The sequence below is a fragment of the Nostoc sp. CmiVER01 genome (assembly GCF_034531135.2).
Classification (GTDB): domain Bacteria; phylum Cyanobacteriota; class Cyanobacteriia; order Cyanobacteriales; family Nostocaceae; genus Nostoc.
Genome location: NZ_JAVRBU020000010.1, coordinates 233,758 through 255,159 on the forward strand (window position 1 = coordinate 233,758; position 21,402 = coordinate 255,159).

General features: G+C 41.1%; 29 protein-coding genes. 21 read left to right on the forward strand and 8 right to left on the reverse strand.

Going from position 1 to position 21,402, the window contains the following annotated elements:
* The first annotated feature begins 38 nt into the window (after nucleotides 1-38).
* From RMZ43_RS19095 to RMZ43_RS19135, 9 genes are all read left to right on the forward strand, one after another.
* Nucleotides 39-296 (forward strand): hypothetical protein, encoded by a 258-nt coding sequence (locus tag RMZ43_RS19095; protein ID WP_322655906.1) that lies wholly within the window; start codon nucleotides 39-41, stop codon nucleotides 294-296.
* Nucleotides 293-1,915 carry an AAA family ATPase gene (locus RMZ43_RS19100; protein WP_322655905.1) on the forward strand — a complete coding sequence of 541 codons (1,623 nt, stop codon included), beginning with the start codon at nucleotides 293-295 and terminating at the stop codon, nucleotides 1,913-1,915. Before RMZ43_RS19095 ends, RMZ43_RS19100 begins: the two co-directional genes overlap by 4 nt.
* 126 nt (nucleotides 1,916-2,041) lie before the next feature.
* Entirely contained in the window at nucleotides 2,042-2,596 is a 555-nt protein-coding gene (locus tag RMZ43_RS19105; protein WP_322655904.1) for a WGR domain-containing protein, read from the forward strand.
* A gap of 87 nt (nucleotides 2,597-2,683) precedes the next feature.
* Nucleotides 2,684-2,884 (forward strand): hypothetical protein, encoded by a 201-nt coding sequence (locus RMZ43_RS19110; protein WP_322655903.1) that lies wholly within the window; start codon nucleotides 2,684-2,686, stop codon nucleotides 2,882-2,884.
* On the forward strand, nucleotides 2,881-3,204 hold the full coding sequence (locus RMZ43_RS19115) for a hypothetical protein (protein WP_322655902.1): 324 nt from the start codon (nucleotides 2,881-2,883) through the stop codon (nucleotides 3,202-3,204). The genes RMZ43_RS19110 and RMZ43_RS19115 overlap by 4 nt, the downstream gene beginning before the upstream one ends.
* 11 nt (nucleotides 3,205-3,215) lie before the next feature.
* Nucleotides 3,216-3,455 carry a hypothetical protein gene (locus RMZ43_RS19120; RefSeq protein ID WP_322655901.1) on the forward strand — a complete coding sequence of 80 codons (240 nt, stop codon included), beginning with the start codon at nucleotides 3,216-3,218 and terminating at the stop codon, nucleotides 3,453-3,455.
* Entirely contained in the window at nucleotides 3,439-3,576 is a 138-nt protein-coding gene (locus tag RMZ43_RS19125; protein ID WP_322655900.1) for a hypothetical protein, read from the forward strand. The genes RMZ43_RS19120 and RMZ43_RS19125 overlap by 17 nt, the downstream gene beginning before the upstream one ends.
* Before the next feature lie 2 nt (nucleotides 3,577-3,578).
* On the forward strand, nucleotides 3,579-3,914 hold the full coding sequence (locus tag RMZ43_RS19130) for a hypothetical protein (protein ID WP_322655899.1): 336 nt from the start codon (nucleotides 3,579-3,581) through the stop codon (nucleotides 3,912-3,914).
* Between the two features lie 23 nt (nucleotides 3,915-3,937).
* The gene (locus RMZ43_RS19135) at nucleotides 3,938-4,213 is read left to right on the forward strand and encodes a hypothetical protein (RefSeq protein WP_322655898.1); all 276 of its coding nucleotides are present in this window, start codon (nucleotides 3,938-3,940) and stop codon (nucleotides 4,211-4,213) included.
* Between the two features lie 3 nt (nucleotides 4,214-4,216).
* Here RMZ43_RS19135 and RMZ43_RS19140 read toward each other — a convergent pair whose 3' ends face one another.
* Genes RMZ43_RS19140 through RMZ43_RS19150 form a run of 3 tightly spaced genes read right to left on the reverse strand, consistent with a single transcriptional unit; the run spans nucleotide 4,217 to nucleotide 5,216 of the window.
* Complete coding sequence (locus RMZ43_RS19140) at nucleotides 4,217-4,591, reverse strand: hypothetical protein (protein WP_322655897.1); 375 nt, start codon at nucleotides 4,589-4,591, stop codon at nucleotides 4,217-4,219.
* Nucleotides 4,588-4,920, reverse strand: a complete 333-nt coding sequence (locus RMZ43_RS19145; RefSeq protein WP_322655896.1) for a DUF5674 family protein — start codon at nucleotides 4,918-4,920, stop codon at nucleotides 4,588-4,590. The genes RMZ43_RS19140 and RMZ43_RS19145 overlap by 4 nt, the downstream gene beginning before the upstream one ends.
* A gap of 26 nt (nucleotides 4,921-4,946) precedes the next feature.
* Entirely contained in the window at nucleotides 4,947-5,216 is a 270-nt protein-coding gene (locus RMZ43_RS19150) for a hypothetical protein (protein ID WP_190917952.1), read from the reverse strand.
* 192 nt (nucleotides 5,217-5,408) lie between these two features.
* Between RMZ43_RS19150 and RMZ43_RS19155 the strand changes: the two genes are divergently transcribed.
* The 8 genes from RMZ43_RS19155 (at nucleotide 5,409) to RMZ43_RS19190 (ending at nucleotide 10,719) form a co-directional block, all read left to right on the forward strand.
* Nucleotides 5,409-5,708: a hypothetical protein gene (locus tag RMZ43_RS19155; RefSeq protein ID WP_322655895.1), complete on the forward strand. Its 300-nt coding sequence runs from the start codon at nucleotides 5,409-5,411 to the stop codon at nucleotides 5,706-5,708.
* 185 nt (nucleotides 5,709-5,893) lie between these two features.
* The gene (locus tag RMZ43_RS19160; protein ID WP_109013411.1) at nucleotides 5,894-6,310 is read left to right on the forward strand and encodes a hypothetical protein; all 417 of its coding nucleotides are present in this window, start codon (nucleotides 5,894-5,896) and stop codon (nucleotides 6,308-6,310) included.
* Entirely contained in the window at nucleotides 6,303-7,031 is a 729-nt protein-coding gene (locus RMZ43_RS19165) for a hypothetical protein (RefSeq protein WP_322655894.1), read from the forward strand. The genes RMZ43_RS19160 and RMZ43_RS19165 overlap by 8 nt, the downstream gene beginning before the upstream one ends.
* Before the next feature lie 93 nt (nucleotides 7,032-7,124).
* Nucleotides 7,125-7,604, forward strand: a complete 480-nt coding sequence (locus RMZ43_RS19170; protein ID WP_322655893.1) for a hypothetical protein — start codon at nucleotides 7,125-7,127, stop codon at nucleotides 7,602-7,604.
* 3 nt (nucleotides 7,605-7,607) lie between these two features.
* Nucleotides 7,608-8,324, forward strand: coding sequence for a hypothetical protein (locus RMZ43_RS19175; protein ID WP_322655892.1), 717 nt, complete (start codon nucleotides 7,608-7,610; stop codon nucleotides 8,322-8,324).
* An 11-nt stretch (nucleotides 8,325-8,335) separates the two neighbouring features.
* Nucleotides 8,336-10,174: a hypothetical protein gene (locus RMZ43_RS19180; RefSeq protein WP_322655891.1), complete on the forward strand. Its 1,839-nt coding sequence runs from the start codon at nucleotides 8,336-8,338 to the stop codon at nucleotides 10,172-10,174.
* A 142-nt stretch (nucleotides 10,175-10,316) separates the two neighbouring features.
* The gene (locus RMZ43_RS19185) at nucleotides 10,317-10,475 is read left to right on the forward strand and encodes a hypothetical protein (protein WP_322655890.1); all 159 of its coding nucleotides are present in this window, start codon (nucleotides 10,317-10,319) and stop codon (nucleotides 10,473-10,475) included.
* Nucleotides 10,476-10,539: 64 nt separating this feature from the next.
* Complete coding sequence (locus tag RMZ43_RS19190) at nucleotides 10,540-10,719, forward strand: hypothetical protein (protein WP_322655889.1); 180 nt, start codon at nucleotides 10,540-10,542, stop codon at nucleotides 10,717-10,719.
* Between the two features lie 87 nt (nucleotides 10,720-10,806).
* On the opposite strand, the gene RMZ43_RS19195 is transcribed toward RMZ43_RS19190, so the two are convergent.
* From RMZ43_RS19195 to RMZ43_RS19210, 4 genes are all read right to left on the reverse strand, one after another.
* Complete coding sequence (locus RMZ43_RS19195) at nucleotides 10,807-11,061, reverse strand: DUF7219 family protein (protein ID WP_322655888.1); 255 nt, start codon at nucleotides 11,059-11,061, stop codon at nucleotides 10,807-10,809.
* A 136-nt stretch (nucleotides 11,062-11,197) separates the two neighbouring features.
* Nucleotides 11,198-11,497 (reverse strand): hypothetical protein, encoded by a 300-nt coding sequence (locus tag RMZ43_RS19200; RefSeq protein ID WP_322655887.1) that lies wholly within the window; start codon nucleotides 11,495-11,497, stop codon nucleotides 11,198-11,200.
* A gap of 131 nt (nucleotides 11,498-11,628) precedes the next feature.
* Nucleotides 11,629-11,877, reverse strand: coding sequence for a hypothetical protein (locus RMZ43_RS19205; RefSeq protein WP_322655886.1), 249 nt, complete (start codon nucleotides 11,875-11,877; stop codon nucleotides 11,629-11,631).
* A gap of 18 nt (nucleotides 11,878-11,895) precedes the next feature.
* Entirely contained in the window at nucleotides 11,896-12,363 is a 468-nt protein-coding gene (locus RMZ43_RS19210) for an AAC(3)-I family aminoglycoside N-acetyltransferase (RefSeq protein ID WP_322655885.1), read from the reverse strand.
* Nucleotides 12,364-13,165: 802 nt separating this feature from the next.
* On the opposite strand from RMZ43_RS19210, the gene RMZ43_RS19215 reads away from it, so the two are divergent.
* The 4 genes from RMZ43_RS19215 to RMZ43_RS19230 all read left to right on the forward strand — a co-directional run bounded on the left by RMZ43_RS19215 (nucleotide 13,166) and on the right by RMZ43_RS19230 (nucleotide 20,662).
* Complete coding sequence (locus tag RMZ43_RS19215) at nucleotides 13,166-14,932, forward strand: SWIM zinc finger family protein (protein ID WP_322655884.1); 1,767 nt, start codon at nucleotides 13,166-13,168, stop codon at nucleotides 14,930-14,932.
* A 1-nt stretch (nucleotide 14,933) separates the two neighbouring features.
* A complete protein-coding gene (locus tag RMZ43_RS19220; RefSeq protein WP_322655883.1) occupies nucleotides 14,934-19,145 on the forward strand; it encodes a DEAD/DEAH box helicase in 4,212 nt (1,403 codons plus the stop codon).
* A 77-nt stretch (nucleotides 19,146-19,222) separates the two neighbouring features.
* Nucleotides 19,223-20,431, forward strand: coding sequence for an AIPR family protein (locus RMZ43_RS19225; protein WP_322655882.1), 1,209 nt, complete (start codon nucleotides 19,223-19,225; stop codon nucleotides 20,429-20,431).
* 27 nt (nucleotides 20,432-20,458) lie between these two features.
* Nucleotides 20,459-20,662: a hypothetical protein gene (locus RMZ43_RS19230; protein ID WP_322655881.1), complete on the forward strand. Its 204-nt coding sequence runs from the start codon at nucleotides 20,459-20,461 to the stop codon at nucleotides 20,660-20,662.
* A gap of 424 nt (nucleotides 20,663-21,086) precedes the next feature.
* Here the strand turns inward: RMZ43_RS19230 and RMZ43_RS19235 are convergent, their stop codons facing one another.
* The gene (locus RMZ43_RS19235; protein ID WP_322655880.1) at nucleotides 21,087-21,338 is read right to left on the reverse strand and encodes a hypothetical protein; all 252 of its coding nucleotides are present in this window, start codon (nucleotides 21,336-21,338) and stop codon (nucleotides 21,087-21,089) included.
* Nucleotides 21,339-21,402: the final 64 nt, after the last annotated feature.

Below are 21,402 nucleotides of genomic sequence, written 5' to 3' on the forward strand. Positions count from 1 at the left end.
TTGATAGGGGGATTAAATAATCCCCCCACTCCTAATTTATGTCAGAACTACACAAAGAATACCCGTTTATTCACATTTACGCCCAACACAAAGTAAGACAGCCTGTAATCATCAAAGCCAACACTGAAGGTCTTTGCGTACTACTCAATGCTATTATTTCCGCCATTGCCCAGCCTGAATGTAATGGGATAGCAGAAGTATTTGACGGCGATGCCGAAGCCTATGAGGTGATCGTAAAAGTCGTAAATACACACGATGAATTATCACCAGTTCCTTACCAAATAGCAAAACAATGAAACTTTCAAATTTGCTCTCTACACTCGATTCACAAATCCCCATTGCTGCGGTTGATGTGCTGTCGCCCGATGAAGCGACTATCATTCAGTGGCTGACTACAGAAGCTAATAATAAGCTCTCATGTCCAGTGTTCTTCTGGAATCTGGGAATATCAACCTTGGAGCAATGTTTAATCGCAGCAGATGGGGGATTGGTGTTTAAGCCAGTCGCAGAGTACAAAAGACCTCCACAGGCTGATCCATTGTTATACGTGTTTGATTACATTGCTAACTTTAGTGGGAATGGTGTATTTATTCTCGGAGATATTCACCCCTTTATTTCTAAGAACTCACCCCAATTATCATGGGAGATTTTAAGCAAGGTAAAAAACCTTTACCACAGGTTAAAACCCACAGATAAACGCATTGTCTTGTTGGGTCAGAACATACAATTACACGAATCTCTAATCAGATTGATTCCTTATTGTGAAGTTCCTTTACCTAGTATTGACCAAATATTACTTCATATCAATTCTTATTTGCATGACCTACAACAGTCTGCTATTGAACAGGAATTGACTTTTACTGTTACGCTTGAAAATGCTGAACTTGAAACTCTTTCTCGTGCAGCGCTGGGTTTAACCCTGGAGGAGATTAGTGATTTCCTTCGGTTAACAGTCAAAGAAAACTTAACTAATGATGGTGTCGTCGTTGACGCTGATTTTATCCCCAAAGCCGTCGAGTACAAAACTCGGCTACTATCTCAAATGGGTATCGAGTTGGGTAAGCCAGCTACCATTCCTTTTGGCGGTTTGGATCTACTGCGCGAGTGGCTGACTCGGCGGCGGCGGCTATTCACACAAGAGGCGCGTGAGCTTTCCTTACCCCAACCTAAAGGTGTATTGCTGGCTGGCCCACCCGGTACAGGTAAAACATTACTCGCTAAAAACATTGCTAACATTCTCAATTTACCACTACTCCAGCTAGACATTGCGTCCCTCTTAGGCAGTTTGGTAGGTGAGTCTGAGGGGAATGTTAGACGTGCTTTGAAAACGGCAGAAGCGATCGCACCCTGCGTTTTATGGGTGGACGAAATAGAAAAAGCGCTTTCGGGTACTGGTGACACGAGTGGAGTCTCACAGAGGATTCTGGGCAATATCCTTACATTCATGTCCGAATCACAGTGTGGTGTGTTTGTCGTGGCAACTTGCAATGACCCCTCTGCACTGCCAAGTGAGCTAAAGAGGAAGGGAAGATTTGATGAAAATTTCTTCGTCGATCTGCCCACTGAACCAGAGCGTGTACAGATCCTAAGCATTCATCTGCAACGTTTTGGCATTCACCTAGAATCCGAATATCTCGAAGCAGTTGCAGCCAACACCCCGAAATTCTCCGGCGCTGAATTGGAAACTCTCGCATCTGAAGCTGCTCTGCTGGCATTCGATGAAGGTAGACCGCAGCAGGTAACGCTTGCTGACCTCGAAGCTTGCCGTCAAACGATTACCCCGCTTGCAATTCAAGATGCTGCGGCAGTTGGGCGTATGCAGGCTTGGGCATCCACCGCACGACGGGCTAGCAGTCCTGTGGTTGCAGCGAAAACTCAGTCTTTGCGTGCTGCTAAGTTTCGGAATATGAACTGATGAAAAAGCGATTGTCTCCTGATTCTATGGGGGTGATCGCTCTTTTAGGTTCGTAGCGATCGCGTTCAGTATATCTATTTCAGATGGGGCAATGCCCGTCAAGTCGTGAGTTGACAGGGTAAAAATATGGAAATCTATTTAGTCTTTGTTGATACTATCCGAAACAGCAATAAATTCTGGTCGGCCATTGTCGAAGATGGTAATTTAACAGTGCAGTGGGGCAGAGTCGGCTATCAAGCACAGACTAAAGTCCACACATTAGGCAATCATCAGAGGGCGGTTAGTAAATTTAACAATCTGGTAGCCGAAAAGATGATGAAAGGCTACAGAAGAAGTCAGTCACAAATCGATAGTAATTGTGAAGTTTCTGAAATCAACAGAGCGATTGAATTACTAGAGATTATTCGTCCTTATGTAGAGCAGAGAAACTTTTCAGTTGCTTATATCAATGCCCTAAATCAGTATCTAAAGATTGTACCAACACCTTTGGGTATGCAAATCGAACCATACAGGGTATATCGCTCAGTAGAAGATGTTGATTATCAAATGGAATTACTCAATTCTTTGTTAACGACACCTGCACCAATTGCTGTGGCTGTTGGTCATGCCCCTGAAGCAACAGCAGAACCCAAGGTTGTCAGTCTCAAGACTATCAGCAAGAACTTCTGGCGACATTTGTAAATACAGAGAGCATGACTAGTTTTTAACTAGTTATGTTCTTAATTTTTTTGCCTAAACACTTACTCGCATTGTCAAAGAGGAAACATTATGCCGAGAAAATCCACTCATCTCACTCATACCGACAATTCCTCACTATGCATACAATACCTTCGTCGTTCTGGTGGTAGCGCTCGATTATGTCATATCAACTTCAGCCTTAGCGTGATTCAAATGTTAGTCAATCAAAGAAAAGTAAAAATTAAGAATACTGGTGCAGGGTTTTTTATTGAATTGGAGGATGCAAAATGAAAACACAAAAAGTAACTCATCAATCATATTTGCCTTCACATAATAAGAGTAAGTTAGTTTTTCGTCGGACTCAAAAAAGATTTAACCCCAGGATTTTTATCGAGCGCACCATAGAAACAACTGCAATTGTCTCTCTACTCTTGACTGGCTTTTCAGGAGTAGGGGCAATGGGATGCTGGGGAATGGAGATTGCCACAAGTTCTCACCATTGGCAGCATCAGAAAAAGACCTGCCTGGGGATGATGTTAGTTAGTTTTTCAGGCTTTTTGGGCAGTGCTTTGATTGGAGCAAGTCTCAGTATTCAACGAGATAAATTTTAGGAGGAACAGCAATGGAAATCAAATTAACTACACCAGAGATTCGAGCTATATTGCAAGGTTGTCAATATACATTGCGGCTTGTGGGCAGTAGTCAAGATTATCGTAAAATTCAATCGTCAGAGCATTTTTCTACCTCAAATAATGTTGTGCTAAACGATGCTTTCAATATTTTGGAAGAAGTAGTAGACGCAATTGATGAGATGGAGCAAGTTAATCAACAAAGAGAATCTAAACATGGAGCAGGAAATTAGAAATTCAGTCGGGTTGGGTAGCCCAGAACTGGTAATAGAGTCATTTCCAAAACCAACAGTAACAATTTACGATTTTGGCGCTCTATTATCTAAGTACGAACCACCAAAAAAGCAGCGATAAATATGAAACGACCAGTTTTCATTTCTTGTATTAGTGCAGCAGCAGCAACAATTATCTGTAGCTATGTTGGTACTCAATATCTCGGCAAAAATATCATGTATGCCATTGGTGGGGCAATAATCGGAACTGGAATCACAACATTCATTACTGACCGAATTGCTGACCAAATTCAGATTAACCAAGTTATGCTGCGTCTACCTCGACCTTTAACTAGACCCACCAGTTGTATAGGTTGCAAATACTATCACGGGATCTTTTACAACGGCTCCCCTTTAATCTGTTCTGTTCATCCCGAAGGCATTGAGGGTGCGAAATGTCCTGATTGGCAAGGCTTTTAACAATCTAAATAAGGAGTAAAAAAATGACGTTAACTCTAGATAATCGCTCTCAAAGCAAAGAATCGTCCCTAACTCAAGCATTACAACAGATACAACAGTTAAACTCCAAGATTCAAGAGTTAGAGCGGCAACATCAAGATTATGTGCAGAAGCAACAGAATTTGATTAGTGCGATCGCTGAAATCTGTGTTTCTCCGATCCAGGAAATACAGGCGCTGCGGATTCTGATTTATAGGGGAGAAGCAGCTTGTCGGCAGTACTTGCGATCAGTGCTAGTCAAACAGAGTCAGAATTCATAGAGATTAAGCACTCATTGATTCCGGTTCTGTACGTGATATTTCCAAAACTCGCTGTAACCAATATGAAATTTGAGCAGATGCAGATTGCTTTTGTTGGGCATCAGTCCAAATATTGTCCCAATGGAATAGCCAACGAGTCAGAAGACGAACTAAATCAACTAACTCACAGGCTCGGTCAATATCATCTGCCTTTACCATGTCTGGCACAGTCCACTCAACAAAGTATCTGCTTTCATCAATCAAAGCCAGTATTACATCCTCTGATGAGCCTTGAGTCCACAAAGATTGAATTTGTGACAAGTGTGTAGCTAGACGATGTAAACGTGTAGTCACATCATCTTGCATAAAAATTTGTTGCTTTGGTGTCACTTCGATCATAAATTTCCTAGAAACTCGTTAATCAGTTGAGCAACCCTTTCTCTAATATTAGGGTCTAAAAGTTCCATTGAACGGTTTTGCCGGGGACAAAGATTAACCATTGATTCATAAATGATTTTTCCAGTTATTGGCATAAAACTGGCAGCCCAAATATTTTGTTGTCTACTGCCGTCATCTAGCAATTTTTCTTCACAATCAGCGTGTAGACCTCCACCACCAACCAGCACCCGACGCTCGATATCAACTGCGGTTTTAATGTAGAACTTGTGAGAACGCAGCATTTGTTCAAGTTGCTCCGGGGTAGCACGCTCACGTAGCAATAGAATCATTCAAACCTCTATGTGTTACTGAGAATTCAATCAGCAGTTGGTTCGTTTTCATGTAACCACTCTAAAATAGTTAATGCTAACTCCCAAGATTCGTTCCGATTCCAACGTGGCAAATGATTAAGTATTCGGCTCTTAATTAATCGGGGACTTTCTAATTCTCGGCTACGAGCCTTCACAGCATCCTGGATCAGTTGTGCGAGTGTAGCAGCTTGATTTCCTTTATAGTCAGGTTGTTTCTTGATTTCTTCAATAATCCAGTCCGGGACGGTAATAGTTTTAAATCCTGGTTTCGGCATATAAATTCTGGCTTTGGCATATCTAAGGGAGAACTAGTTTTTTGATAGTACGGCACTTGACGTTATAGATGCAAATTGGATTACGGTATAGTATGGTAAAAGAGAATAAGGTAAAAGTACCTTGTTCATAGCAATGAAGAGAAAAAACCCTGGCAGCAATGATGAAAAAGATTAATTAGGGAGGTAGAAAAAATGGCGAAGTCTCCCCAGAATAAATTGCAACAGATAGCTCAGGAAATGGTAAAGGCAGCTGGCTATACAGTCGAATTTGGGGAATATGAATTTGTTTCAACAGCAACTAGGTTAATTGAGCCTTTAATTCATAAATGGTATGAAGGAACAGGTTATACACCACCGACAACAAAAACTATTTCTTGCTGGCTATATAAAAAGCAAGTCCCAGAATGGGTAGTCATAGTTTTACTTAGGGAGATGGAGAACGTCAAAAATTTTTCCCCAAAGTACTCCCAACTGCAAAATTACTCCAAATAAAACAACTTCTCAATCTATCAAAATCCTATTGAACCGCCAAGAGCGGTTTTTTATTATAAAAAAGAAGGTTAATCACAGTTAATTCATTGTCAGTTGATAGAGAATATGACATCAAAATCATACGGAATTGACACGGATATTGACTATGTTTTTTACACTCTTGACTACTTATTGACTTACTATTGATGAACCAAGCATGGAGAGAACAACTTTTTAGCCAAAAGACCACTAATTCCGGGTTAAATCCTTTGGTTTTACCTATAACTAATGCCAAAATGTTGCGAGTTTTGGATATTTGCTATCGTACATGGGAGCGTTGGGCAGAAGTGGCTGAAACAATCCCTCAGTATAAATTATCACGAATCCAAATGCAGAAGATGGCGAAGGAAAAAAAACTCAGAGCGCCATTAATTCGTCCATATCAGGTCTGGGTACTAGGTAAAATTGGCGAAGTGTTTGGAGATTTAGACCAAGGCACAACCAAGATTGAAATAGCGAAGTCAATTGTGGAAGCCAATAAGTCAGAGTACACGATTAAAGAATTTGAAACTGAACAAATCAGATTTACTCAATCATTAACAGGAGAATTACAAAATGTCTGAAACTCAAGATAAATTCAGTCGTCAAGATTTGTTTGAATTACTGGGTGAAAAATACGCTCCTGCAAAAATCATTGCTGGTTTACAGGAGTTGGCTAAGTCCGACCCAGACATTAACCAAGATGTAGAAGATGACGCAAAAGAATTTAGTATTGACATTTGCGATCGCTTGGAGAGGTTGTTTAATTTAGCGCAAACAGCCCTTGACCAATCGAAGATGTTAGGAGGTGAGAGCAATTTGGCGAATATACAAACGGCTGGCATAGAAAATGTGAGTGAACAATTGCATCTTGTTGGAGTCAGTCGGGAAACTTTTAAAGCATTTTTGGACATTGTGGCAGGCAAGACTGTTGCTCAAGCAGTGGCAGTTCATGAGTTTGAGCAAGAATTGTTCGATGAGATCACTAGTGAACTTGATGCTCGTTCATTAAAAAGAAGAACAGAGCAGGGCTTTGATGAAATAGCGTTTATTTATCAGTTGGCCAAAAATCCCGAAATCAGGCAACAAATTACCCAAGAGTACGGGTTAAAAACTGGAGATGAGGTAAAACAACAAGTTCAAACCCTCACAACAGGTGCAACTGTTGGTTTTGACCCGAAAGCATTTTTAGAGGAATTAGGAGTGCCAACACCAGAAAAAAAGTCGAAACAACCTGCGACGATTCAGGATCTGAAAAATTTGACACGCTCTTTGTTGAGCCAGAAATTCCAATCTCCAGCTTAAAATGGCGCAAGTTTTTCGAGCAGAATCTTTTCGGATTCTCAATTATTTTTCTGATAGTTTGTATTGGGCTGTCTGTTTACATTCGCGTTATTAATGCACCGTCACCCAGACAACACAAACTATCGACCAGCAACAACCGTAAAATCTGGCAGCCGAGTGGCAATGAAATACCAGAAGCAAGCGATGTTGGGATTATTGGGCATGGGGTTAATCGCAAGTCCTTGGTTATCACAACTGCCAGCCCAATTCAAAACTTACAACAGTGGCATAACTATTCGTGAGTCTGAAGAACTAGAACGCATTAAAGCCGAGCAAAGGGCAGTGACCGCCGACAAAATTAACTCTCTTGGAGTTACGCCCTCATTCAGTAAGTTACGAATCAGGAACTATTTAGACTCCAAAAAACGTAACCCTAAACCTGACACTACTGGTTATTTAGAATCGGAGACAGTTTTTGTGTATGACTCAACAGGTTTATGTGTTGGACGCATTGAACAGAGGCAATGGAAATGGAAATATCGATTCAAAAATGCTTGTAAGAATTCGCCGCTATTTAAAGATTCTGTCAATTGATTTATGAAATATCTCACTCCAAACAAATCTAATTCACAACCAAAACCAGAACCATCACCGCAAGGAGAGCCAAAAAAAGCAGGGGGTGACTACCTAGAATTATTAGCTCGGTGGATTGTGGCATTAATCTCACTGCCAGTTGTCTTTATCTCACATATCATTGCCCAATTTGTTACCCCAGGCACACCCGGATATAAGCTCGTTGGTGCGATTGGTTTTTGGATTGGTACACTGCTTTCTACTGATAGTATTTGGCAGGTTTTATTTCAAGGAAAACCGATTTTTCCCTGGTTTGAAACTGAATGGATCGGTTGGATTGGTTGGCTACAATTACCGTTCAATGCGTTGTTTTGGATTAGTTTTGGTATCTCTGCACTTGTTCAAGTTATGGAAGCTCGGACATTGCGTGGCAAAGATCCCCAGCAAGCCAAGCATGAGTTTGAAGATGCTCGACAGTATACTCTGGGTACAAAGCCCTCTGGAAACATCGATTTGACAGTGGCGTTGTGGGGCGATTACAAGAGGGCTGGCATGAAAGAACGTCATACAGGTGGAGCGATCGCACTATTTTTCTGGGTTTTGGATCTGACTACTACCTTTGTTGGTCGTAATCCTTTCCGCTACACGAATCCTGGTGTGATCTTGGCTTGCTTTGCTTACAACGTAGCTTCAATGATAGCAGGGGAGATTGGTTACAGCATTTGGAAATTAACTAAGTAAGAGGAATTCACATGCAGCAACAAATACCAATGCTAGAAACTAAAGAGACGGCACTTTTACGTGACGATTACCCCAGCATTGAGTATTTGGAAGCTGGGAATACCGCTTCTTGGTTACAAGAGCGTCAAGATCAGTTATTAGTCCGCGCCAAAGATGAGCGTAACGGCATGAATCTCGCTAAGTTCATCACACTGGCCACCTCTGTTACTGGCGCAGTTTGTTATGCTACCTCTCCTCTTGCTCCCATCGGTGCAGTCGTAGCTGGTGTTGGTTATCTGTGGTCAATTGTTCAGGACTTAAACGATACCCATCAATTTGCACCCATCCCTTTTATTCGTGGTGACTTCTTTGCTTTCCTTTCTGCAATGGGTGATAGCGTCGCACGGGCTGAATATTTCGCTAACCAAAATGAAATTGCTGACTTGATGCTGCATCTGGAGCCAATGTCTAAGTATGAGTTTGCCATGCTCAAGCAATCTTCTCATCTGGTGTGTGAATACTTGAGCGCCGTTGAGCCAGGAAAAAGATTTTACGCTTACCGTTGGTTACTTGATTGGTTTATTCAGCTACGTGGGCAGTTTCCCACCCGTGAGCAATTGTCTGGGCATTTAGCACAAGTGACAATTGACCCACGAGTTAACTACCAACAAGTAACAGTTATTCAAGAGGCGATACAACCACAAAATCTTGGTATCCCACAAGCTCGATTTGCTCAATTACCAAATCATGCTGTGGGAGCAAGGTTTGAAGAGGAAACGGGGCACTTTGCTCCCATCGGAGGGGAAATTTCTCCCATGCCCCCTGCTCCCATGCCCCCTGCTCCCATGCCTCCTGCTTCTTTCCCTCCAGTCAATACCGATATCTCCACCTACACCACTAAACCCCAAGTGCAGTATGACCTAATCGCTCACATTGCTAAAAAAGTTACCAATATGCTGTGGGTTGGTGTCCCTGGTTCTGGCAAGGGCATCACCATTAGCAATGCAATCGATGCTATTAAGCAACTGCATCCTGACATACACATCTTTTATATTGACCCCAAAGGTGACGAAAAAGAAACCGATTATTTCAAAGGTCGTGTTGATACTTTTAAACGCGCTAAAATCCTAGAAATGTCCCCGGTCGAAGCTGTCTTATGGGTCAAAGAATGCTTTACCGAATTTCAAAACATCTCTGGCTCCAAGTTGATTATTTTGGATGAAGGTACGGCTGTTTGTTCCAAATTTAAAAATACTAAGGGTGAAATTGGCTGGCTCAAAGACAAAATCATCTCTTACTGTTCTTGTGGTGATAGTTCCGGTTGGCATTTCTGGATTGTCGTGCAGAACCCTCACACTGATGACTTGGGCATTTCTGGCGGACTGCGATCGCAGTTAACTTCTGTGGCGTTGGTTCATCCTGATAACGTCCCAGCTTACAATGCCATGATTGCCACTCAACTCATCCCCAGCGATCGCAAGATTACCTCAACCCAAGTAATGGAGATTGCTGCACAATCACCAGTCGGTCGAGCAGTTTATTACGGCGGCATCAATGAATGGATACCAATGCCTCTGTTAAAGAATTTCTCTGGTTATGACCGGGATACCAAAAACTTTATTGACTCTGCACCAAGTAATAAGCAAACCTCTCAAGCTGAAACTAACTCATCTTGCACATCAACAACCCAAGCTCAACAGATGTTGGCGCTCTTAGAGAAGACGAAAGCCAGTTCAATTGATGAGTTTATCCAAACCGAATTGAAATTAGACGGAGTTCCACCAGAGCTAATCCGTTTGGGAATCGAAAGATTGCTTCAGAATTCACATCTTAAGTACAAATTCGACGGCTGGAATAGCAATCAAAATTAATGTTTAAAATTTGAGATTTAACGTTTTAATAAGGTTAGGACTTATTAGTAGAGGTTGGCATGATTAAATTATTGATTTGCTGTTCACCTAATTCAATTCTTGATACTGGCTCTTGCTCTTGGATTGGATGAAAAATTATCAAATGAAAATAAAACTGGCTCTTCTGCTCAAACAAATAGCCACTGTCGAACTTGGCTTTTTAGTCATACTGTTGCTAACTGGAGGTCGCACTTCAGAATTTCTAGTAGGATTGAGTGTAGTTTTAGGTACTTGTTTTGTTGTTTGGAGCGAAAATAAGTGAATACGAAATATTAGAATATGGTCATAAAACCTACTAAAGCAAACACCCTCCAAGGATAAAAATTATGAACTCTATAGACCCAACCGTAAACAATCCTAAGCTACAGCCAGGAGTGATTGTATTAGACGAATTTGCTGCCATTGAAAAATCTCTTGAAGGGCATCCACAACGCCAAGAGGTTTTAGAGAAACTTCAGAAGTATCAATCTCAGCTTTTATGGCAGGAGCAGAATAAGAAAGGTTAGTTAATTTGTAAGAATTCAGCACCCAGGAGTCAGAATTAAAAAGGACTTTAATATGCTTAGAATACTCATTCATGATTTGATAAGCATTTAATACTTCTCCTCAATCATTAGCCCATCTTTAGTACGTTTTAATTCTTCCCAAAGTTCTTCAATCTGATTGAAAGCTTTCCCAAGAGGTAACTTTCCATTTGTTTCCAGATTAACAATATAGGTAACTTTCTGCGAAAATTCTTGTAAATTAGCATTAAATGCTAGATTTTCTGGCTTTACTCTTCCACAATAGCGATACCGAGTATAAATAAAGTTTTTTTGGCTTTCTTGATTACCATTAAATTGTGTCATTGAACTTTTTCTATTAATTTTAAATTTTTTGAATAAAAACTTCTTGATGCTTTGGCTTAAGATAATTTGCTTAAGTCCCGTTAAATATTCTGCCTACCTGTATATAATACCTACAAGACTTTGTTCAGCAATTACGCTAACTATTTCCAAGTTTTTTCTCAAAAATTCTTTTTTTGGCAGCAGATAATGATTTTCTAAACATCCACTCTTTATTTCTAATTTTGTTTAAGTAGTTGTCAGCGTATTGAAAAGCTGCTGACTTATCGTATTTAGCTATACTAAGTGCTTGCAACAGTACTTCTAAAGGAATTGCCACCTGTGTGAGCTTTTCAGCTAATATTACTGACTCTTCTTCTGTTGCTGCTACTGTCGCTTCTAATGGTTCAAATTTTATTTGCTTATTTATACGGTTATCTAACATTGTAGTATCAGTCATAAATGCACCTTCAAAACTTGTATAATGCAGTTTTACTGAAAGGCAGCATTGAATGAATCCGTGTTTGTGCGGGACTTATTAATCAGTTAACTTTATAGATCCGCACAATTGCCGTAACGAACGCATTTTGATTAAAAATCTCGTTCGCCATCTTTTTCCAAGATGGAAATTAATTCAAACACTCGCATATTTTCTTCCGTCCAAACTTTATCTAGTAACCGCAAATTTTCAAGAGTTAGGTCGCTCTCTTTCACTATCGATACATTTGTTTTGCCCAGTGCTATCAACAAATCTTCAAATACCACTAAGCCATTAAACTCTAAGCCTTGAATCTCGGCTGATGCTAAGACTGACAATCGCTCACCACAAATCTCAATCATGAACCACTCAGATAAGCATTAGGCATTGTTATGACCGCTATTAACTGCTATGTCGAAATGCAACACGTCTTCGCGCTCGCCCAGCTTTGTATAAAGTTTAATGGCTGGATCGTCACCGATATCCGCTTGGACGAAAATGACATAAGCCCCATAAGCTGCTGCTACTTCCTTCAGCTTCTGAATTAATGCCGTTGCGATCCCCTGCCGTCGGTGTGCGGCGGCAACAGCTAGATCGTAGATATAAATCTCACTGCGCTCCTGCTCGAACTTTTTAAGCTCGTAGGCAGTAAGACCACCAACGACCTCACCTTCTTTCAATGCGGCGATCGCAATGAAGTAGTCACTATCGAGCAGTTGCCGCAGGTAGTCTGTACTAGGTGGATTTCTATATGTCTCCACCTCATCGAACGCCTCACCAAAGGTCGCTAATAGAGCTTCCATTAATGCAACGTCCTCCGGCGCAATCTGTTGAATGCTTAAGTTCATTAGTATTTCCTAAGCTATATTCCTGCTCTCCGGCTAAATCCTGCTCGTTCATACAATATCAGACGAAAGGGCTAAACCTAAAAATCAGTTGATTATCCTTTGCTGTTATGGCTGTCTTTAGGGTGCAGTTATTGGAATTACGACGTTGTTTATTAAGCCTAGTGTGACTATGGCGGCGATTGGGTTGGGTTTTACGGCTGGGGTGTCTGGGAAATTGTTGGTTCAAAAGGGGGATTGAAATTATTGCTGTCCTAACAGTCATAATCCCGTTATGGGCGCTTTTACACCTGGATTTTATACCTATGAGTGTACGCTATTCGCTGGAAACCTCTAAAGATAAAGACGATACCCAATAACTCAAGTTTGACCGTAGGTACTCTTACACGCTACCTGCGGTCGCTACCTGCGGTCGTTACCTCCTATAATCGCATCTCAAGAATTACTTCTAATCAACTGTAACAAGATAGACTCAAGACTTTGTAATGCCTGTTTTGCTAATGAAACTAATAACCTGACAGGGGCAGAGATCTTTGCACAGTTTGCACCTCCTGCATAAGGGCATTGCATAAATGCGCGGTGAATTGGCGGTTGAAACTATAGAAAAATCGTGACAAATCGGGTGAAATCATCTAATGATTCAGTAACGCCGCTTTTCCATCTTCCATAGTATAGCGGTACATAAGTACGTCAAAGCGATGGGTTTTAAAACGGAGGAACAAGACGGAAATATGTATTGCTAAATAATCCCAATAGGAAATAAAGACAGTTTAAGCGTAAGCTAAAAATAAAAGACTTGGGTGCTATGTCAATTCCAGGGATTTCTGAAGCAATAATACGCCATAACTCCAACGCTTCATCATACAGTCGTGGTGAAGAATATTATCGCAGGGGAGCAATCACCGATCTAAAAAAACGAGGTAATCTGATTCAGACGGAGGTAGAGGGTAGCGAAATTACACCATATCAAGTCAGTATTCGTTTTGATGCAGGTGGAATTACCTCGGCAAGTTGTACTTGTGCTTATGATTATGATGGATGGTGCAAACATATCGTTGCCACCTTATTAAGTTGTTCGCGTCAATCAGAGAGGATTGAAGAACGTCCAACACTAGAACAATTATTAAATCGCCTTGATATTCTTCAAACTCAGCGATTATTACAAAAACTGGTGGAAAATAGACCAGAAATAATTGATGATATTGATCAGTTTGTAAGTTTGATAGATTTGCCGAAACCGAAAACCAAACAACCTTCTACTCGTCAAAGCAAAATTGACACATTACCTTTTCGCTCTCATGTCAAGCGGATTTTGCGCGATGGATTGAAAGAATTAGAGTATGGTTCAGAAGAAGACCCATTCACAGATGATTTGCTGGCTGTAATTGAGAAAGCGCGGGAGTTGGCAGAAAATGGAGATGGGAATAATGCAATTACAATTCTCGAAACTATTACCGAAACTTATGCCCAAGAATGGGATGAGTTACTAGATTATGGTGGTGATAGTTATTCCATAGCAGAACCTCTTGACAGTGCATGGACAGAAGCAATTTTGTGTGCAGAAATGTCTACAGGAGAAATAGTAGATTTGCAGTTGATGTTGGAATCATGGCAAGACGAAATCAGCGCAGACTTTAGTATGAGTTTAGAAGCATTGCGTCAAGGTTGGAATTATGAACCACTGCAACAAATTATGCAAGGAGATGATACCGCAGAACTTTGGGAAAATGAACGACCAAGCTTTGCTGATGATTTAGCATTGATTCGCTTGCAAATTCTTGAACGCCAAAATCGTTACGCAGAGTATTTAAATCTAGCTTTAGCAGAAGAAATGACTCTGCAATACCTAACGCAATTAGCAGCTTTGGGAAGAGTAGAAGAGGCCATGTCTGCGGCTAAAATCCTGATGGAAAAAGCAGAAGAAGGTTTTGCCCTGGCAAAAATATTGCGAGAAGATGGGTATTTGGTTGAAGCGTTAGAAATATGTATTGCAGGTATCAATTTAACAGGTAACTGTTTATATGAATTTGCTACTTGGACAAGTGATTTAGCTCAAGGATTAGAAGATAATGCTACTGCCCTAACTGCCAGCATCATTGCTTTTAAAATCAGACCATCGTTTCGAGACTATGGTAAGATTCAACACTATGCAGGAGAAGCTTGGTTGACTGTCAAACAAGATTTACTGCAAACGCTGCGAGAACAGCCAGATTGGGGAATACGAGAAGCTCAGGTTGATATTTTCCTGCATGAAGGATTAATTGATGATGCAATTAAAACAGTAGAAAGAGATACTTACTATGCTTCAGAATTGGTTCATCGAGTCATGGATGCGGCAGTTTACCATCGTCCTGATTGGGTAATTGATAACGCTAAGAGACGGGCAGAACCAATTATAGAACAAGGAAAAGCGGATCGTTATGACGCTTCGGTTAATTGGCTCAAAAAAGTAAAAACAGCTTATCTTCAACTCGGACAACAAGCCCAATGGTCTGCTTATCGTTCACAATTAGAAGCCGCTCATGGACGGAAACATAAATTAATGGAATTATTTAAACAACTAAATAAATAATATGATTAATTTAATAACTGACACCACAAGATTGCAAACAAAACTCCTTGAGAAGAAATACTTCGAGTTACATCCTTCTTTACAAAAGATTATCCAGTTATTTTCGGTAATTTATGCACCGATAGACAAAAATTCATTCATAAGTTGTCTTAGTAAAACGGACGCTTTAGATGAAAATAATAAACCTTGGAGTACTAAAACCCTCAGTCCCCAAATTGATAAATTGTTAAAAGCAGGCTTGTTAGTGCAAGAAAGTAGGCAGGGTGCTGAATGTCATCCACTACTCACAGAAATTACTACTCGTCATGCGGTACAAACTGGACAGTTTGAAGTCCTTGTCGCAGCAGTGGAGTCAAAGTTCCCTATACGTACTCATTGGAACCATGATTCTCGGATATTCTACAGTCTGCGTCAGTGTATCAGAGAAATCCGCATTGGTATTTATCGTCAAGACCTTAACTTTATTAATAAGCAAATTGAAGATTACCAGAAGTATGGTGACAGTGAAGAAAAGCTAATAATAGAAAATATTTTCGAGCAGATATTTAATAACCCATTTGATCCAGATTGGTTTAACACCTTGCCCCAAGGATTATATGAAAGTGGGATATCAAGTATCCTCCTGAATTGTGCATTAAAATTGTCTGCGTCTGAGGATACTTTAATGATGCTGTCAGAACAATCCTCAACAGGTGGAAAACATTGTTCAGATTATCTGCATCTAATTTTAACAGAACAACTGCTGTTACAGGGCTGTACCCAAGAAGCGCAAGAAAGTCTGAAGCGGGTATCGAGTGAATATCAAAGCAACGCTGCTATCTTTTGGGGTTGGTTAAGTTTTCTGCGGGGTGAAAATGAGCAAGCCATAAAATATTATACAGATGCACTGAAAGCGATAAAAAAGGCTACAGGCAAACGCCAAATATATTTCAATACAATGGGGGGCTTATTTTTTATCCTGGCGCTGTTAAAAGATGGTTCAGCACAACGCCTCAAAGAAGCACAAGAGTACACCAATTTGATGTCTCGTCAAGAACATTGGCTCAGGTTTATTTATGGCAGATTGAAAACAGTGCTGCAAGTACAGCAGGGTGATATTACTCAAAAACAATTTGTAGTTAGCGCCCATATCTCTTCAGTGGAAGAAGAAAATAGCTTACAAACATTGTTTTGTTCCCTATGTCTTTACTGGATGGATGCTGAAAGTGCTAAAAAACGCTTACCTAACTTATTAGAACCATTATATAGGCGCTCGTTCGCCTCTGGTTATCACTGGTTGGCAATGGAAACCGCAGAACTCTTATCCCGGCTCAAACCTAGTAGTAACTATCAAAAAGAAGCAGAAGCACTGCGAGAAGATAGCGGTATTCATTCCATCGTAGACTTAATTCGACCTCAAGAGGCTTGGGAAATGTGCCTCAATGCCCTAGCAAATCTCCAAAAACAACCACAAACATCCCTAAAACCAGAATCTGAACTGCGTTTAGCATGGTTCATTACCTTCTATCCCAGTAGATGTGTCTTGCAACCAAAGGAACAGAAAATTAATGCCAAAGGCGAGTGGAGTAAAGGTCGCCCTATAGCCCTCAAACGTTTGAGCAGTGGATTAGCTGAGTTTGATTACGTCACACCCCAAGATATGCGGGTATGTAGTTGTATTGAGGTATATAGTGAAGGCTATTATGGCAAAGTTGATTATACCTTTGGTGAAAAAGCCATCTCTGCTTTAATTGGACACCCATTGGTTTTTTGGGAAGATACACCTAATATCCGTGTAGAAATTGTCAAAGGAGAACCGGAACTACTAGTTAAAAAAGAAAAACTTGGCCGTCTCACTTTGGAATTTTCTCCCAAGTTACCAGAATCACAGAATATTCTCCATATCAAAGAAACTCCAACCCGCATCAAAGTTATTGAAATTACTGCCGAACACAGACGCATTGCGGAGATTATTGGTAAAGATAATAAATTAAATGTACCTGCAATCGCCGAAAAGCAAGTTTTGGCAGCGATTAATGCCGTCTCTGGCATCGTCACGGTGCATTCTGATATTGGCGGCGGACTCGAAGGTGCAGAAGAAGTACCTGCCCAGACTCTACCCCATATTCACCTCTTACCTGCCAATGCCGGATTGAAAGTCACGCTTTTGTCGCGCCCCTTTGCCCAAGGTGGCCCCTACTACCGTCCTGGTACAGGTGGTGAAACTGTCATTGCTGAGATTGACGGGAAACGTCTGCAAACCAGACGAAATCTACCTGAAGAGATACAACTTGCTAAAGCAGCTATAAAAGTCTGTCCCACCTTGACGCGAATTGAAGAACAAGATGGTGAATGGATTATAGTTGACCCAGAAGACTGTTTAGAACTGCTGCTAGAACTGCAAGCACTGGAAAATAAAGTAGTCATGGCATGGCCAGAAGGAGAAAAGCTACGTATTAGCCACAATGCCGACCTGAAAGACTTTAATTTATCAATTCAACGTCAGCAAGACTGGTTTGCAGCTACTGGTGAGTTAAAATTGAATAACGACCTAGTGCTGGATATGCAGCAACTCCTGGAACTATTGGATAAAACCCCTAGCCGTTTTATTCCCCTTGGCGATGGTCAATTTCTGGCTTTAACTCAAGCTTTTCGGAAACGCCTCGACGAATTGCGAATGTTTTCGGAAAAACATAGTAAGGGTATTCGTTTTCATCCCTTGGCGACATTAGGGTTAGAAGATTTTGTCGATGAGGTAGGTAAGGTAAAAGCAGATAAACACTGGAAAACACATAGAGAGCGTCTCCATGAGGTGAAAAACCTCCAGCCGGAACTGCCATCTACGCTTCAAGCCGAACTGCGTGACTACCAGATGGAGGGGTTCTGTTGGCTGGCGCGTCTGGCACATTGGGGCGTGGGCGCTTGTTTGGCAGACCAAATGGGACTCGGTAAGACCGTGCAAGCATTGGCTGTCATTCTCAGAAATGCCCATGAAGGACCAACTCTGATTATCGCCCCCACTTCTGTGTGCATGAATTGGGTAAGTGAAGCGCAGAAGTTTGCCCCAACCCTGAATATTATTCAATTTTCTGGTGCTAACCGCCAAAAATTATTGGATGGGTTACAACCTTTGGATATGTTGGTATGCAGTTATGGTTTATTACAGCAGGAAGAAGTAGCTCAAATGCTCTCTGTTGTACAGTGGCAAACTATTGTCCTGGATGAAGCCCAGGCAATTAAAAATATGACTACTAAACGTTCTCAGGCAGCCATGAACCTAAAATCTAATTTTAAGTTGCTGACTACTGGGACTCCGATTGAGAATCACCTGGGTGAGTTGTGGAATTTATTCCGTTTTATTAATCCTGGGTTATTAGGTTCTTTTGAAAGCTTCAATCAACGCTTTGCTATCCCCATTGAAAAATATCAGGATAAACTTGCACGTAATAAACTCAAAAAACTTATTCAACCATTTCTGTTGCGGCGGACAAAAAATCAGGTACTAGAAGAGTTGCCATCTCGTACCGAAATTCTGTTGCATGTAGAGTTAAGTCGAGAGGAAAAGGCGTTTTATGAGGCGTTGCGCCGTCAGGCCATATCTAAACTTACCGAAAGTGATGCCGAAGCAGGAAAGAAACATTTGCAGGTTTTGGCTGAGATCATGAAACTGCGTCGTGCTTGCTGTAACCCTAGTTTGGTTATGCCTGATACGGAATTATCCAGTTCCAAGTTGCAACTTTTTGGTGAAGTGCTAGGTGAACTGCTGGAAAATCGTCATAAAGCGTTAGTGTTTAGTCAGTTTGTTGACCATTTGCATATTATTAGAGATTATTTGGAGCAGCAAGGTATTAATTATCAATATCTAGATGGCAGTACTTCAGTGGCAGAGCGGAAAAAACGGGTGGATGCATTTCAAGCTGGTTCAGGAGATGTATTTCTGATTAGTCTCAAGGCGGGGGGTACAGGACTGAATCTAACTGCGGCTGATTATGTGATTCATACAGACCCTTGGTGGAATCCCGCAGTGGAAGACCAAGCTTCAGACCGCGCCCATCGGATTGGGCAACAACGCCCTGTTACCATTTATCGTCTAGTAGCAAAGGATACTATTGAAGAAAAGATTGTGCAATTGCACCACCACAAGCGAGATTTGGCGGATAGCCTTTTGGAAGGTGCTGATATTAGTGGCAAGATATCAACAGAAGCCTTGTTACAGTTAATTAGTGAAGGATAAGCTGTCCCTCTGACATAATTTTAGATTTTTGATTTTCTGATTGCATAAATTTAAGACCAACTCAACTCTAATCAACTATGCCCAAGACTTGGAACTTAAAAATAGATAGCTATTTTCAAGCCGTACCTAATTGCATCATCGCCACAGCCCATGTAGATACATTTCCCACAGACCTACCGCTAGAACCAAATATCAGGGAACCAAACCGCAAAAGTGCGACATACCGACAAATCTTTGACTCTGTGACGACTCAACCAGAAAAATTCTTCTCTCGTCACAGTGGAATAGTTCTGTCAGCGAATAAAGTTAAACCCAACAAAAGCAAGACTGAACTACAACTCGAAGTCTTAGAAGCTAGTGAGGGGGGAAGCGATGGCATTATCAACGGCGGTCATACAGTTTTAGCTTTTGAGCAAGCCAAGAATTACAAATACGACCTAACCCAAGCTAGAGTCAAAGTCACTATCCACATTGGATTGGTGGAAGATGAAGCAAAAGATATAGCCCTAGCATCAAATACAACAACACCAGTAGATTCGCGTTCTAAAGTCAATGCCAGAGGAGATTACAAATTCATCAAGCAGTATTTAGCTCAGTTAGAAAAGGCAGAAGATAAAAAATTCCGCATTGCCTATTACCAGAATCAAAGTGGCGCTCCAAGAAATGCCCAGTGCAATGTAACTCATTTGTTGAAGCTGCTTTACTGCCTGGACAGAAATAAATATAACCCTGACAGCAATAAACGAACCAAGCACCCAGCAGGTATGAGTATTCCCTCTCAAATTAGCGACACTGAGAGGGAAAGATTAACTGCTTTACTGCCTTTACTCTCTCAAGCCTTGTGGATAGAACAAAGACTCTATGAAATCATCCAAGATCATATTAGTAACCCCAGAAGAAAGGGTGTCAACGATTTAGCATCTATTGATATACGCAAAACTACTTTGCTCCCTGACAGTAAATACTCATTTGGGTTTGGTGCGCCAACGGATTTGGCACTACCGATAATTGCATCCTATCGGGTATTTTTGGATCAAGATTATAAATGGATTCTGCCGTTTAACGAATTCGCTGAAGATTTTTTGCAACACTTATGGACGAACTATTTCCGCAAATACTTGGTATCAGAGAAAACAGCAGGCAATACAGTAGGTACGAAAATCAGCCGCAACCAAGAAATTTGGGAAAGCTTGTACATTTCGGCGCAAAGTTATTTGAATTCTTCCTTGGTGAAAATGGTTAACTCCGGTCAAAAGCGGGAAGAACTAACGCTGACTTCAGGTTAAAACCAGTGTGGAGAGAAGTAATATTACTTGTTCCGGCTTTTTGTCTGGACAAATGTTTGTGTAGAGAGCATTTGGAGGTCTACTAAAGAGGAGTCTGCGATCGCTCTAGTGGTGGGCGGTTACGCCATCACTTTCTCCTATTCTCCTCTTGAGCGATGGCTACGGTTCAAGAAGCCTGCAAACCTTTCCCGCAGCATTAAAGAAGTCCAGCTATTTCTGTTATATCGCTAAACGCTGCCTCTGTTCTAATGAGCGTCAAATGTTGGAGGGAACTAAAATAGTTCTCAATACAAATATACTATTGGATGAGCCTTATGACAGAGCAGGGCAGCATTTACAATCATAATGGTAATGGCAAAACATCAACAGCCAGCACTGAATCACGCCAATAAGCTGAAAAGTTCGCCAACGCTACTGGTGAATTCAATTGGAAAGTTGATTACTTCAAATTTTGTCAGCTTTTAGAACTGGAGCCTTCTGAATATGCAGACGAGCAATACCGATATTTTCAGCAGTTAGCAGAATCGCTTACCAGATTCAACGCCGAGTCATTAGCAAAAATGATTGATGCTGGAAAGGAGTTGTAAAAACGTAGTGATCGCTCTGATGCTTCGGTTAAACATAATAGCGATCGCCTCTACCTTAAAACAAAGAATCACCCAGCAATACCTTTCCCACTCTTATAATTCATAGCTCTAGGTTTCCTCTTGCCTATAGGAACTACTTTCGATTGCTTGGGAGGTTGTGGCGGACGGCATGTTTCACAGTAGAGCGGTCGCACACCAAAGGTTTCTCGTTGTGTGGATTGTTCACACTGCTTACATACGAAGTTGAAAACGCGGGTGTGAATTTCCCGCTTGTGCGCTCTGACGGTGTACTCTCTAACTTCAATAATTTTGCTGGGCATTGATTGATTACTGTTGTGGACTTACTTCTAAAATATAGTTTTCCATTTTAGTTCTACAAGATCC

Bases quoted from the DNA above. Each gene is read 5' to 3' on its own strand.
- RMZ43_RS19175 (WP_322655892.1), top strand. From the start codon at position 7,608: ATGAAATATCTCACTCCAAACAAATCTAATTCACAACCAAAACCAGAA.
- RMZ43_RS19215 (WP_322655884.1), top strand. From the start codon at position 13,166: ATGTCAATTCCAGGGATTTCTGAAGCAATAATACGCCATAACTCCAAC.
- RMZ43_RS19225 (WP_322655882.1), top strand. From the start codon at position 19,223: ATGCCCAAGACTTGGAACTTAAAAATAGATAGCTATTTTCAAGCCGTA.
- RMZ43_RS19135 (WP_322655898.1), top strand. From the start codon at position 3,938: ATGACGTTAACTCTAGATAATCGCTCTCAAAGCAAAGAATCGTCCCTA.
- RMZ43_RS19190 (WP_322655889.1), top strand. From the start codon at position 10,540: ATGAACTCTATAGACCCAACCGTAAACAATCCTAAGCTACAGCCAGGA.
- RMZ43_RS19110 (WP_322655903.1), top strand. From the start codon at position 2,684: ATGCCGAGAAAATCCACTCATCTCACTCATACCGACAATTCCTCACTA.
- RMZ43_RS19220 (WP_322655883.1), top strand. From the start codon at position 14,934: ATGATTAATTTAATAACTGACACCACAAGATTGCAAACAAAACTCCTT.
- RMZ43_RS19100 (WP_322655905.1), top strand. From the start codon at position 293: ATGAAACTTTCAAATTTGCTCTCTACACTCGATTCACAAATCCCCATT.
- RMZ43_RS19120 (WP_322655901.1), top strand. From the start codon at position 3,216: ATGGAAATCAAATTAACTACACCAGAGATTCGAGCTATATTGCAAGGT.
- RMZ43_RS19140 (WP_322655897.1), bottom strand. From the start codon at position 4,591: ATGATCGAAGTGACACCAAAGCAACAAATTTTTATGCAAGATGATGTG.
- RMZ43_RS19105 (WP_322655904.1), top strand. From the start codon at position 2,042: ATGGAAATCTATTTAGTCTTTGTTGATACTATCCGAAACAGCAATAAA.
- RMZ43_RS19195 (WP_322655888.1), bottom strand. From the start codon at position 11,061: ATGACACAATTTAATGGTAATCAAGAAAGCCAAAAAAACTTTATTTAT.
- RMZ43_RS19125 (WP_322655900.1), top strand. From the start codon at position 3,439: ATGGAGCAGGAAATTAGAAATTCAGTCGGGTTGGGTAGCCCAGAACTG.
- RMZ43_RS19115 (WP_322655902.1), top strand. From the start codon at position 2,881: ATGAAAACACAAAAAGTAACTCATCAATCATATTTGCCTTCACATAAT.
- RMZ43_RS19095 (WP_322655906.1), top strand. From the start codon at position 39: ATGTCAGAACTACACAAAGAATACCCGTTTATTCACATTTACGCCCAA.
- RMZ43_RS19185 (WP_322655890.1), top strand. From the start codon at position 10,317: ATGAAAATAAAACTGGCTCTTCTGCTCAAACAAATAGCCACTGTCGAA.
- RMZ43_RS19200 (WP_322655887.1), bottom strand. From the start codon at position 11,497: ATGACTGATACTACAATGTTAGATAACCGTATAAATAAGCAAATAAAA.
- RMZ43_RS19160 (WP_109013411.1), top strand. From the start codon at position 5,894: ATGAACCAAGCATGGAGAGAACAACTTTTTAGCCAAAAGACCACTAAT.
- RMZ43_RS19130 (WP_322655899.1), top strand. From the start codon at position 3,579: ATGAAACGACCAGTTTTCATTTCTTGTATTAGTGCAGCAGCAGCAACA.
- RMZ43_RS19150 (WP_190917952.1), bottom strand. From the start codon at position 5,216: ATGCCGAAACCAGGATTTAAAACTATTACCGTCCCGGACTGGATTATT.
- RMZ43_RS19145 (WP_322655896.1), bottom strand. From the start codon at position 4,920: ATGATTCTATTGCTACGTGAGCGTGCTACCCCGGAGCAACTTGAACAA.
- RMZ43_RS19155 (WP_322655895.1), top strand. From the start codon at position 5,409: ATGGCGAAGTCTCCCCAGAATAAATTGCAACAGATAGCTCAGGAAATG.
- RMZ43_RS19165 (WP_322655894.1), top strand. From the start codon at position 6,303: ATGTCTGAAACTCAAGATAAATTCAGTCGTCAAGATTTGTTTGAATTA.
- RMZ43_RS19170 (WP_322655893.1), top strand. From the start codon at position 7,125: ATGCACCGTCACCCAGACAACACAAACTATCGACCAGCAACAACCGTA.
- RMZ43_RS19180 (WP_322655891.1), top strand. From the start codon at position 8,336: ATGCAGCAACAAATACCAATGCTAGAAACTAAAGAGACGGCACTTTTA.
- RMZ43_RS19210 (WP_322655885.1), bottom strand. From the start codon at position 12,363: ATGAACTTAAGCATTCAACAGATTGCGCCGGAGGACGTTGCATTAATG.
- RMZ43_RS19205 (WP_322655886.1), bottom strand. From the start codon at position 11,877: ATGATTGAGATTTGTGGTGAGCGATTGTCAGTCTTAGCATCAGCCGAG.
- RMZ43_RS19235 (WP_322655880.1), bottom strand. From the start codon at position 21,338: ATGCCCAGCAAAATTATTGAAGTTAGAGAGTACACCGTCAGAGCGCAC.